Below are 10,939 nucleotides of genomic sequence, written 5' to 3' on the forward strand. Positions count from 1 at the left end.
TCAGCCGACCGGCTCTATCGGCAGGTAGACGTTCTTGCCGTTCGCGACGAACTCCTCGGACTTGCGGTCCATCTCGCGCGCCAGCATCGCGTCGATGTCGTCCTGGGTGCGCAGGTCGTGTTCCTCGGCGAACGCCCGGACATCGGCGGAGATCCGCATGGAGCAGAACTTCGGGCCGCACATGGAGCAGAAGTGCGCCGTCTTCGCCGGCTCGGCCGGGAGGGTCTCGTCGTGGTACTCGACGGCCGTGTCCGGATCGAGTGCGAGGTTGAACTGGTCGTTCCAGCGGAACTCGAACCGGGCCCTGCTCAGTGCGTCGTCACGGTCCTGGGCGCGGGGATGTCCCTTCGCGAGATCGGCTGCGTGCGCGGCGATCTTGTAGGTGATCACCCCGACCTTCACGTCGTCACGATTCGGCAGGCCGAGGTGCTCCTTCGGCGTGACGTAGCAGAGCATCGCCGTGCCCGCCTGGGCGATCATCGCCGCGCCGATCGCGGAGGTGATGTGGTCGTAGGCGGGTGCGATGTCGGTGGCGAGGGGCCCGAGTGTGTAGAAGGGTGCCTCCTCGCACAGCTCCTCCTCGAGCCGCACGTTCTCGGCGATCTTGTGCATGGGGACGTGGCCGGGTCCCTCGATCATCACCTGCACGCCGTGTGATTTCGCGATCGTCGTGAGCTCACCGAGGGTGCGGAGCTCGGCGAACTGCGCCTCGTCGTTCGCGTCGGCGATCGACCCGGGGCGGAGTCCGTCGCCGAGGGAGAAGGTGATGTCGTAGCGCCGGAAGATCTCGCAGAGCTCGTCGAAGTGGGTGTAGAGGAACGACTCCCGGTGATGGGCGAGGCACCACGCGGCCATGATCGAGCCGCCGCGCGAGACGATCCCGGTGACGCGGTGTGCTGCCAGCGGGACGTACCGCAGCAGCACCCCGGCGTGCACGGTCATGTAGTCGACACCCTGTTCGGCCTGCTCGATCACCGTGTCGCGGTACATCTCCCACGTCAGCGCCGTCGGATCGCCCTTGCACTTCTCCAGCGCCTGGTAGATCGGCACGGTCCCGACCGGCACCGGCGAGTTGCGCATGATCCACTCGCGCGTGAGGTGGATGTCGTCGCCGGTGGAGAGGTCCATGATGGTGTCGGCGCCCCAGCGGGTCGCCCACACCATCTTCTCGACCTCCTCGGCCACCGACGACGTGACCGCCGAGTTGCCGATGTTCGCGTTGACCTTCACCGCGAACGCCTTGCCGATGATCATGGGCTCGGACTCGGGGTGATTGTGGTTGGCGGGGATCACGGCGCGGCCGGCGGCGACCTCCGACCGGACCAGCTCGACGTCGACACCCTCCCGTGCGGCGATGTACCGCATCTCGGGGGTGACGAGTCCGGCACGGGCCCATGCCAATTGGGTGGACGCGCCGTCGACCGGGTCCGGGCGCTCCCACCCGTCGCGGGTCCTGGGGAGTCCGGCCTCGAGATCGGTGTGGGGGTTGTCGGCGGTGTACGGCCCGGACGTGTCGTACAGATCGAGATGGTCACCGGTCGAGAGTTCGACCCTGCGGAACGGCACCGACATGCCGTCGACGGGCTCGTGGTGCTTGTGGCTCCCGCGGATGGGGCCGGTGGTGATGGACGTGACGGAATCGGTCGACATCGAGTGCTCCCTACGCCGGCATTACCCGGTCAGGTTCAGTCGGTCGGCGGCCGCCTGCCGCCATCTCAGCCCTCGGTCCGTGAGAGCCCCCGTGGAAGGTGTGCAGTTGTCGGGACCCCGGAGGGACCCGCGGACGAGCCTACGCGCCAGGCCGGGAACCGGACGGGCGCCACGTGCGTCGAATGGTTGTGGCACGCCGACGGCGTGCTGTGAACGACCCCAGAACAGACGACTCGAAGTGGTCACGAATGACCGAACAGTTCCGTAACTACGCCTACGTAGGCGTAGCAGGCGCTACTGTGACCACTGTCACATCGAGTGCGGCGATCCCGAAGGAGGTGGCGATGCACGTCAGGAGGAAGAAGAGGCCCGAGCAATCGGCGCAGTCCATCCTGTACCAGTTGTCCGAGGTCAGGCACAACGCCGAGCGCGATCGGTTCGAGCTGTACGTCGCCGGGGACCTCGTCGGCGTCCTGGGGTACTCCGTCGAGGATGTCGGTGGTCAGCAGGTCGTCACGGTGCTGCACACGGTCCTCTACGACGAGTTCGCCGGCCACGGTCTCGCCTCCCGCCTCACCACCGGTGCGCTGCAGTACGTCATCGACACCGGCGCGAAGGTGCGTCCGGTCTGCACCTTCACCCGCCATTTCCTCACGACGCATCCCGGATACGCCGCGGTCGCGGTCTGACAGGGCCACCCGCGCTCACTTCGGGTTAGGTTACCCTTTCCTCACTTGACCGAGGAGAGGTGTGTTCATGGGTGAGACGACGGTGGCGCCGAAGCGCGGGTGGCAGGGCGCAGTCCTCAAGCTGTTCGGCGCGGACGACTTCACGCTGACGGTCACCGGGAGTGAGGTCGTCACCGAGCACTACCTGCGCGTGCACTTCACCGGCGGCGGGCTGCTCACCGCGACCCCTGTGCATCCGACGATGTGGGTGCGGTTGTGGTTCGAGGCCGAGGGCAAGCTGCACCAGCGCGGGTACACACTCGTCGACCCGGACCCCGCGACCGACTCGTTCGCGATCGAGTTCGCGGTGCACGACGGGACCGCCGTGCGCTGGGCGCGGTCCGCGTCGGCCGGTGACACGATCGCGGCGACGGTGATGGGGTCGAAGTTCACCTACCCCGTCCCGGCGCCGAAGGGCTGGCTCGTGGCGGGCGACCCCGCCTCGCTCGCCGCGGTCAACTCGCTGTTCGACGCGGTCTCTGCCTCCGACGCGCCCGACGCACCGGTCACCCTCTGGTTCGAGTACCAGCACGAGAGTGACAAAGACCTGCCCCTGCGGGCCCGCGAGCGCGACACGGTCCACTGGATCCCCCGCGGGGAGGACGGGACCGGCGTCGTCGACGCCGTCCGCGCGGCAGCGGGCCCCTGCGAGGGGTGGGCGGGATGGGTCGCCCTCGAGGCGGTGAGCACCCGCGCGATCACCGGGATCCTCAAGAACGACTACGGGCTCGGACGCAAGGGCGTCACGTCCCTTGCATACTGGACCGTCGGCAAGTCCGCCGGCTGACATCCGCGTGGGCGGTGGGCTCAGCGGGACAGCAGAGCCGACCGCAGCGCCACCTTGTCGACCTTGCCGACCGCTGTCACCGGCAACGACGTCACCCGGTGGACGGCGTCGGGGAGCTTGAAGGTGGCGAGCCCCCGATCGGCCAGGTGGGAACGCAGACGCGGCAGGTCGAGGCTGTCGGCGCGCGCGCCGGACGCCGTGACCACCGCGGCGCAGATCCGTTCTCCGAGTGCCTCGTCCGGCACGCCGACCACCGCGGCCGCGGCGATGTCGGGATGGGCGAGCAGATGCTCCTCGATGTCGTCGGCGGCCACGTTCTCGCCGGCGCGCACGATGGTGTCCTTCATCCGGCCGGTGACCACGAGGTGCCCGGAGGGCAGGCGTCGGACGAGGTCACCGGAGCGGTAGAAGCCGTCGGGTGTGAACGATCGGGCGGTGTGCTCGGGGGCCGCGAAGTACCCGCGGATCGTGTACGGCCCGCGGGTGAGCAGTTCGCCCTCCGTCCCGTCGGGGACGTCATTCCCGTCCGCGTCGACGACGCGGACCTCGTCGAGTTCCGAGATCGGGACGCCCTGTGCCCGGTGCACCAGGTCCCGCGGATCGTCGAGGGTGGTCATGCAGATGAGTCCCTCGGCCATCCCGAAGACCTGTTGCACCACCGGGCCGAAGGCGGCGTCGAGGGCGACGGCGTCCGGTCGGGCGAGTTTGGCCCCGCCGACCTGGATCAGGCGCAACGACGACGTGTCGGCCGGCTCCCACTCCGTCGCCGCGCACCAGACCTGGGCGAGGGCCGGTACCAGCGCCGTCACCGTCACGCGGTGCCGCTCGATGAGCGCGAAGGTGTTGTCGGGACTGGGGTCGGCGGTGAACACCGTGTGCGCGCCCACCGACAGCGCGCCCAGCAGGCCGGGGCAGCTCAGCGGGAAGTTGTGCGCCGCGGGGAGAGCGGCCAGACAGACGTCGTCGGCCCGGAGGGCGGTGACCTCCGCGGAGCGACGGGCGTTGTAGGCGTAGTCGGAATGCGTTCGCGCGATGAGTTTCGGCAGACCCGTCGTCCCGCCGGACACCAGCAGGACCGCAGGCAGTTCGGGGTCGACACGCGACGGGAGTCCAGTGTCATGGGGGTCGCCGTCCGGTGGACGACGGTGCCCGTCGCGGTCGACGTAGATGGCGCGGAGAGCGGGTACCCGCTCGGCGAGTGCCGCGGCGACCTCGATGTCGTCGCCGACGTAGCAGGCGGCGCCGGATGTCGCTGCCAGATGGGCGATCTCGGTGATGCGGTGGGCGGGCAACGACATCACGGGGACGAGTCCCGCGCGGACGAGTCCCAGTGCGGTGATCGCGAACGCGCCGGAGTTGCGGTACTGCAGCACGACCCGGTCGCCGGGGGCCAGCCCCGCGGAGAGGAAGCCGGCGGCGCGCGCGTGGACCGCCCCGCGCAGTGCGCGATACGTCCACGACCGGGTGTCGTCGGAGATCGCGATGGCATCCGGTGTGCGGGCGACGCTGCGCTCGAAGGCACTCCACAGCGGTTCGTCCTGGGTGGCACCGACAGCGCGATAGCGGTCGAGCGCCTCGGCAGGATGCGGTGTGTGGCCTGCGACGAGATCGGTGGTCGGATCGGGTGAGGTGGGCACGGGGTCATTCAATCAGACCCTGTTAGGGTAGCCTTTCCATACCCGAGCGGGTCCGACGCGGACCGCGCCAGACAGAGGGGTTCGACAACCATGGCCGTGATCGTCGACAGCCCGGTGACTCCGACCGCGATCCGATCTCCCGGGATCGTGGAGCACGACCCCGCAGCCACCCGTCCCGACGCCCATGTGCGCGCCGCAGCGGTCGTCTCTGCGTGGGCGGCATCCGGGGAGTTCGGTGACCACGTCGTCTACGAACGAGACCGCCGATGGGTGTTCGCCGCCGGTGTTCGCGCTCGGGTGGTGCTGACACACAGAGAGATCCGGGTCGACGAGGGCGATGACCTGCGGACGTCGACGTGGTCCGGCGACCCCGCGGCGGCACTGGAGTCGGCGGTGTCGTCGCTGACCCTCCCGTCCTGGCGGGTGTACGGCTGGGTCGGTTTCGACTTCTGTGCAGGCCGCCACGAGCAGTTCGAGCGTGTCGCCGACGACGCCGTGCTCGCGCATCTGATCGTCCCGGCGTTCGAGGCGACGATCGACGAGTTCGGTGTCGAGACCGGTGACGCGGACCCCGACACCGCGCTCCGATTGCACGAGATCGCCTCCGGCGCCGAGCTCGTCGCGGACCCGTCCCCCGTCGACGTGACCGTCGACGCCGACGACTACCGGGGCAGGGTGGCCACCGCGGTCGGCGAGATCGCGGCCGGCCGGTACGACAAGGTCGTCCTGTCCCGCGAGGTGCCGATCCCGTTCCCGATCGACGTCGCCGCGACCTACGCGCACGGTCGGGCCCACAACACCCCGGCCAGATCCTTCCTCCTGTCGCTGGGCGGTCTCGACGCGGCGGGCTTCAGCCCGGAACTCGTCGTCGCCGTGGAGGGCGGGCGTGTCGTCACCGAACCGCTCGCCGGGACGCGCGCCCTCGGCCGGTCGGAGGAGGTCGACTCCCTCGCCCGCGCAGATCTGTTGTCGGACAGCAAGGAGATCGCCGAGCACGCGATGTCGGTGCGAGCCTGCGTCGAGGAGATCGCATCGGTCAGTCGTGACGGTTCCACCGTCGTCGACGAGTTCATGGCCGTGCGTCGTCGCGGCAGCGTCCAACACCTCGCATCGACGGTGAGCGGTCGGCTCGGGGAGTCCGTCGGCGCATTCGACGCCCTCGGAGTGCTGTTCCCGTCGATCACCGCCTCCGGCATCCCGAAGACGGATGCGGTCGAGGCGATCTATCGGCTCGAGCCGACTCCCCGCGGGCTCTATTCCGGCGCGGTCCTCGTGGCGTCGTCGGACGGGGACCTGGAGGCGACGCTCGCACTGCGGACGGTCTTCTCCCAGAGCGGGCGCGCCTGGCTGCGTGCCGGAGCCGGCATCGTCGACCGCTCGACGCCGGACCGTGAATTCGAGGAGACGTGCGAGAAGCTCGGCAGCGTCGCACCGTTCGTCGTCCCTCAGAACCGGTGAACCCCCCGATCAGCACGGTGCCCGCCGTCGAGGTGATCGACGTCGTCAAGACCTACGGCGGCGTCCGCGCCCTCGACGGCATCTCCTTCGCCGTCGAGCCGGGAGAGGTCGTGGGTCTGCTCGGCCCCAACGGGAGTGGGAAGACGACGACCGTCTCCCTGCTGTCCACGTTGCAGCGCCCCACGTCCGGTGTGGCTCGCATCGCCGGCCACGACGTCGTCGACGAGGCTCCGCGGGTGCGGGAACTGATCTCTCTGACGGGTCAGTACGCATCGGTGGACCCGGACCTGACGACTGCGGAGAACCTCTCGGTCTTCGGGCGACTCACCGGTCTGTCGGGACGGCGGTTGTCCGCGCGCGTCGACGACCTGGTCGAACGCTTCGACCTCGGCGACGTACGGAGACGCCGTGTCGCTGCGCTCTCGGGTGGTATGCGGCGTCGAGTCGACATCGCCGCCGCGCTGGTGACGCGACCCGAGGTCCTGTTCCTCGACGAACCGACCACCGGGCTCGACCCCCGGAGCCGGGCCGCGGTGTGGGAGACGATCGCCGCACTCCGTGAGGCGGGTATCGCCGTGCTGCTCACCACCCAGTACCTCGAGGAGGCGGACCGTCTGGCCGATCGCGTCGTCGTCCTGGACCGTGGAACGGTCGTGGCCTCGGGCACACCCGCTGAGCTGAAGCTGCAAGCGGGACAGCCGGTCTGCGAGATCACCGTCGGCGACGCCGCGAGCATGAATCGCGCGGCCGACATGCTCGAGGACCTCGGCATGGTGGAGCCGGCCGCGGCGGCGGCCACCGCCGGCGAGGCCCGGCTGGTCGTCCGTGCACCGGCGGGCGCGGCCACCGTCGGCGAGATCATCGCACGCCTGACCGCGGCGACGCCGTCGGTGGAGATCGTCGACATCGGTCTCCGCAGACCGTCGCTCGACGAGGTGTTCCTGCAACTGACGGGCTCCGGCGCGTGACACTCACCGTGGTCGCGGCGGACAGCGGTCTCACGCCGCGTCGCCGTTCCGTCGGGGTGGTGGCGTCGTCGGCCGTCCTGGCGCGCCGATCGATCCGGTCCGCGCTGCGATCCGGCGACGTCGTGCTGGCCCTGCTGAGTCCGGTCGTGTTCTTCGTCTGCTTCCACACACCACTGCAGCGCCGCTTCGAGGCCGCCGGCATCGACTACGCCCAGTACCTCACGCCGGTGATCCTGGTGCAGGCCTGCCTGTTCACCGCGATCGCGGCGAGTGAGGTCGCTGCGGGCGATGCCCGTTCCGGGGCGCGCGAACGCATGCTGTCGCTGCCCATGTCGCGCGTCGCGCCGGTGGTCGGGCGGATGTCGTGGGTGGTTCTGCGGATGCTGATCTCGACGGCGTCGGGGATGGCTGTGGCAGCTGCGTTCGGATTCCGCCTGCGGGGGAGCGCGGCCGACACCGTCGGCGTCGTGGTGGTCCTCGTCGTGGTGGCGGTCGCGGTGTCGCTCATGACCGACGCCATCGGCACGGTCGTGCGGGGCTCGGTGGCCGGGGTGCTCATGATCCCGCAGTTGGTGCTGGTGATGGCCTCGACGGGACTCGTTCCCGCCGATGGATTCCCGGGCTGGGCGCAGCCCGTCGTGCGGAACCAGCCCGTGTCGGTCGTGACCGACGCGATCCGGGGGCTCGCCGCCGGCACCGATGTCGATCTCACCGGCGCCGTCATGTGGACGGCCGTGCTGCTGGTGGTCGGCAGCGCCGCCGTGGCGGCGGCCGCGCGAGCGGGTACGTCGCGATGACGACGATCGACCACGCCGGCGACCCGGTCCGGGCCTCGGTGGGCCTGGCTCCTCAGGCCGCGGTCCACGCCGGAGCGCTCCTGCGCGCCTGGTCGCGGGACCCCGGCGTGATCGTCCAGGCCGTCGCCTTCCCCGCCTTCCTCCTCGCGATGTTCCAACTGGTGCTGGGCACGACGGTGACCGCGATGGGTGGCGGCGAGAGCATCGTCGCCAACACCGGGCTCGTGGCGCTGGTCGGCGCGCTGTACGGGACCGTCGCCGCCGCGGTGACGGTGATCGCCGACCGGGACTCGGGAATCCTGGCGCGCCAGTGGACACTTCCCGTCGCACGCAGCGGGTTCCTCCTCGGCCGGCTCGTCGCGGAGGCGGTACGCACCGGCATCTCCACGGTCGTCCTGTTCGCGGTCGCCATGACGATGGGGTTCCGCTTCGAACAGGGCCCACTGGCGGCTCTCGGTGCGGTCGCCGTCCCGATGATCTTCGCTGTCGGTGTCGCTGTCCCGATCGTCGCGCTGGCCACGGTCGCGAGCGGCCGCGAAGTGGTCCAGGTGATGTCGGGAGCCTTCCTGTTCCTGCTCTTCTTCACCACCGGCTTCGCACCCGCCGACCAGTACCCCGACTGGATCCGGCCGGTCGTCGAGAACCAGCCGATGAGCCCCGCCGTCGATGCCGTCGCCGGCCTGACCGCCGGCGGACCGGTGGCCGCACCGCTCCTCACCACGCTCGCGTGGACCGCCGGATCGATCATCGTGGTCGGACCCCTGGCCGCTCGAGGATGGCGACGCGCCGCACGACGCGCCACCTGACACCGTTCGACGAAACACCGCCCCGTACAGAAGGAGTCACACCGATGAGCGATCGCGTCCATGACGAGCTGCGCGACATCCTCGAGAAGGATCTGGACCTGTCCGCCGAGCACCTGAGCGGTGATGCGCGCCTCGTCGACGATCTCGGACTCGACTCCGTCGCCGTCGCGATCGGTGTGGTGGCCATCGAGGAGAGGCTCGGCGTCGTGCTGACCGAACGGGAGATCCTCGAGACCTCGTCGGTCGACGACCTCGAGTCGCTCATCCGGTCCCGACTCGACACGGTTGCCCGGTGAGTGCCGTCACCGAGTCCACGACGTCGGCGGTGGGTCCCGCGCCGACCGACTTCGGCCCGCCCGACTTCACCTACCTGCACATGGACACCCCCAGGCGACCGATGCACTGGGCGATGGTGCTCGGGATCGAGAGCGGCGACGTGCCGGTCACTCTCGAGTCCGTCCGCGACCGTGTCCGGGAGCGTGTCGGCCGGTACGAGGTGTTCCGCACCGGAGTCCGCAACGGCCGGTGGCGGCGTCCGCAGATCGTCGTCGCCGACATCGTCGACGTCGACCGGCATGTCACCGCGAGCGAGGTGCGTGACGGTGATCAGTTGCTGCGGCATGTCGCCGACCTGTGTGAGACCCACCTGCCCCGGCCGGATCCGTTCTGGCACATCGAGGTGGTGACCCGCGTCGACACCGGCGCGCAGACGATCGTCCTGCGCGTCCACCACAGTCTCTCCGACGGGATCGCGGGTGCTGCGTTCGCCGCGTTGCTCGCCGACGGATCCGATTCCGACCTGGCCGAGTTCGACCGGTTCGCGACGAGTCCTCGGTTCCGTGTCGGCTCCCTCGACTCTGCTGACCTCGCCGACGCCAAGAAGGCACACCACGAGCAGTGGACCCGGGGGCAGGAGGGGCGAGGGCCCTCGGCCTGGCCCGCACTGACCTCGTCGGGTCGACGGGAGGTGGCTCTGCACAGCGCATCCACCCGAGATGTGCGACGCGCCGCGCGTGCCCACGACGCCTCCGTGCACGAGTTCCTCCTCGCGGCGATCGGCCGCACCCTCAGCGCGAACCCGCCGGGCGACACGCACCCGGACACGATCCGGGTGACCCTGCCCGCGACACTCGACCCGTCGTTCCGCCACACCGGGAACGCCGTATCGGTGTCGCTGCTGAACCTCGACGGGCGTGAGACGGACCTCGATCGGCAGATCGACAGGTGCCGATCGGAACTCGCACTGTTCGACCAGCGCCGACCGTATCTGGCTCTCGCCGCCGCCGGACCCACACCGCCGTGGCCGGTGATGCGCGCGATCGTCGGCGCGTCGATGTCGCGGATGCACCCCGACATCCACATCGGCATCAACCCCGGGTTCTCCCGGGTCCGATCGGTGCTGGGCCGGCGGATCACGTCACTGACGCCGCTGTCACCGCTCGGCGGCTACTCGTTCTCCGTGACGTCGCTGATCCTGGGCGATCGCGTCTCTTTCGGCATCGTCGCCGACGCGGCGGCGCTGCCCGGGTACGCGTCGCGGTTCGTCGAGGCGTTCGAGGGGGTTCTGGCCGAGGCCGGTCGGACGTAGGGTGGCGGATGGCCGATTCCACAGATGTCAGCACGGGTACCCGCCAGATCGAGGTGGTCGAGAGGTTCCTCCGCGCCCTCGCGGACAGCGACCTCGACACCGCCGCCGGACTTCTCGACGACGACCTGCTCTACCAGAACGTCGGCCTGCCGAGCATCCGCACGGCGCGGACCACCATCGGACTGTTCCGACGCTTCGTGCGGGTCGCCCGATTCGACGTCGTCACCCACAGATCCACCGGGAACGCCGACGGAACGGTCCTCAACGAGCGCACCGACCTGATCGCAGTCGGACCGTTCGTCCTCACGTTCTGGGTGTGCGGCGTCTTCGAGGTCGAGGACGGACGAATCACCCTGTGGCGTGACTACTTCGACTTCTTGACGATGCTCACCGCAACCGCCCGCGCGGCCGTCGGAGTCGTTGTCCCGTCGAGGAGACCGGCGCTGCCTGCGGCGTGACCCACTATCGAACACACTTGCGAATGTCGTACAGGTGTTCTATCCTGGGGTGGTCGCTACAT

The 10,939-nt window shown here is 69.8% G+C and carries 11 protein-coding genes and 1 riboswitch; of the genes, 9 read left to right on the forward strand and 2 right to left on the reverse strand.

Features of this window, described 5'->3' with window-relative positions; all coding sequences use genetic code 11:
- Positions 1 to 1,650 (reverse strand): phosphomethylpyrimidine synthase ThiC, encoded by a 1,650-nt coding sequence (gene thiC, locus ACXVUM_RS10580; protein WP_458521748.1) that lies wholly within the window; start codon positions 1,648 to 1,650, stop codon positions 1 to 3.
- Positions 1,641 to 1,753: riboswitch (TPP riboswitch) on the reverse strand. Its footprint overlaps the gene before it by 10 nt.
- A 241-nt stretch (positions 1,754 to 1,994) precedes the next feature.
- Between thiC and ACXVUM_RS10585 the strand changes: the two genes are divergently transcribed.
- Together ACXVUM_RS10585 and ACXVUM_RS10590 are read left to right on the forward strand one after the other, a co-directional pair.
- Positions 1,995 to 2,339, forward strand: coding sequence for a GNAT family N-acetyltransferase (locus ACXVUM_RS10585; RefSeq protein ID WP_458521749.1), 345 nt, complete (start codon positions 1,995 to 1,997; stop codon positions 2,337 to 2,339).
- A 67-nt stretch (positions 2,340 to 2,406) separates the two neighbouring features.
- Positions 2,407 to 3,165, forward strand: coding sequence for a siderophore-interacting protein (locus tag ACXVUM_RS10590; RefSeq protein ID WP_458521750.1), 759 nt, complete (start codon positions 2,407 to 2,409; stop codon positions 3,163 to 3,165).
- A gap of 20 nt (positions 3,166 to 3,185) precedes the next feature.
- Here ACXVUM_RS10590 and ACXVUM_RS10595 read toward each other — a convergent pair whose 3' ends face one another.
- Positions 3,186 to 4,802: a (2,3-dihydroxybenzoyl)adenylate synthase gene (locus tag ACXVUM_RS10595; protein ID WP_458521751.1), complete on the reverse strand. Its 1,617-nt coding sequence runs from the start codon at positions 4,800 to 4,802 to the stop codon at positions 3,186 to 3,188.
- Positions 4,803 to 4,892: 90 nt separating this feature from the next.
- On the opposite strand from ACXVUM_RS10595, the gene ACXVUM_RS10600 reads away from it, so the two are divergent.
- The 7 genes from ACXVUM_RS10600 to ACXVUM_RS10630 are packed head-to-tail and all read left to right on the forward strand — an operon-like array spanning position 4,893 to position 10,877.
- Positions 4,893 to 6,260: a salicylate synthase gene (locus ACXVUM_RS10600; RefSeq protein ID WP_458521752.1), complete on the forward strand. Its 1,368-nt coding sequence runs from the start codon at positions 4,893 to 4,895 to the stop codon at positions 6,258 to 6,260.
- A complete protein-coding gene (locus tag ACXVUM_RS10605) occupies positions 6,257 to 7,228 on the forward strand; it encodes an ATP-binding cassette domain-containing protein (protein ID WP_458521753.1) in 972 nt (323 codons plus the stop codon). Before ACXVUM_RS10600 ends, ACXVUM_RS10605 begins: the two co-directional genes overlap by 4 nt.
- Entirely contained in the window at positions 7,225 to 8,025 is an 801-nt protein-coding gene (locus ACXVUM_RS10610) for an ABC transporter permease (protein WP_458521754.1), read from the forward strand. Before ACXVUM_RS10605 ends, ACXVUM_RS10610 begins: the two co-directional genes overlap by 4 nt.
- Positions 8,022 to 8,831, forward strand: a complete 810-nt coding sequence (locus tag ACXVUM_RS10615; RefSeq protein WP_458521755.1) for an ABC transporter permease — start codon at positions 8,022 to 8,024, stop codon at positions 8,829 to 8,831. Before ACXVUM_RS10610 ends, ACXVUM_RS10615 begins: the two co-directional genes overlap by 4 nt.
- Before the next feature lie 44 nt (positions 8,832 to 8,875).
- Positions 8,876 to 9,127, forward strand: coding sequence for an acyl carrier protein (locus ACXVUM_RS10620; RefSeq protein WP_458521756.1), 252 nt, complete (start codon positions 8,876 to 8,878; stop codon positions 9,125 to 9,127).
- The gene (locus ACXVUM_RS10625; RefSeq protein WP_458521757.1) at positions 9,124 to 10,419 is read left to right on the forward strand and encodes a wax ester/triacylglycerol synthase domain-containing protein; all 1,296 of its coding nucleotides are present in this window, start codon (positions 9,124 to 9,126) and stop codon (positions 10,417 to 10,419) included. The genes ACXVUM_RS10620 and ACXVUM_RS10625 overlap by 4 nt, the downstream gene beginning before the upstream one ends.
- A gap of 8 nt (positions 10,420 to 10,427) precedes the next feature.
- On the forward strand, positions 10,428 to 10,877 hold the full coding sequence (locus ACXVUM_RS10630) for a limonene-1,2-epoxide hydrolase family protein (protein WP_458521758.1): 450 nt from the start codon (positions 10,428 to 10,430) through the stop codon (positions 10,875 to 10,877).
- Positions 10,878 to 10,939 lie beyond the last annotated feature (62 nt).

The sequence above is a fragment of the Williamsia sp. SKLECPSW1 genome, from assembly GCF_054332755.1.

What these genes read in the sequence shown, in the direction of transcription:
- thiC (WP_458521748.1), bottom strand. Translation starts at nt 1,650, where the DNA reads ATGTCGACCGATTCCGTCACGTCCATCACCACCGGCCCCATCCGCGGG.
- ACXVUM_RS10585 (WP_458521749.1), top strand. Translation starts at nt 1,995, where the DNA reads ATGCACGTCAGGAGGAAGAAGAGGCCCGAGCAATCGGCGCAGTCCATC.
- ACXVUM_RS10590 (WP_458521750.1), top strand. Translation starts at nt 2,407, where the DNA reads ATGGGTGAGACGACGGTGGCGCCGAAGCGCGGGTGGCAGGGCGCAGTC.
- ACXVUM_RS10600 (WP_458521752.1), top strand. Translation starts at nt 4,893, where the DNA reads ATGGCCGTGATCGTCGACAGCCCGGTGACTCCGACCGCGATCCGATCT.
- ACXVUM_RS10615 (WP_458521755.1), top strand. Translation starts at nt 8,022, where the DNA reads ATGACGACGATCGACCACGCCGGCGACCCGGTCCGGGCCTCGGTGGGC.
- ACXVUM_RS10620 (WP_458521756.1), top strand. Translation starts at nt 8,876, where the DNA reads ATGAGCGATCGCGTCCATGACGAGCTGCGCGACATCCTCGAGAAGGAT.
- ACXVUM_RS10630 (WP_458521758.1), top strand. Translation starts at nt 10,428, where the DNA reads ATGGCCGATTCCACAGATGTCAGCACGGGTACCCGCCAGATCGAGGTG.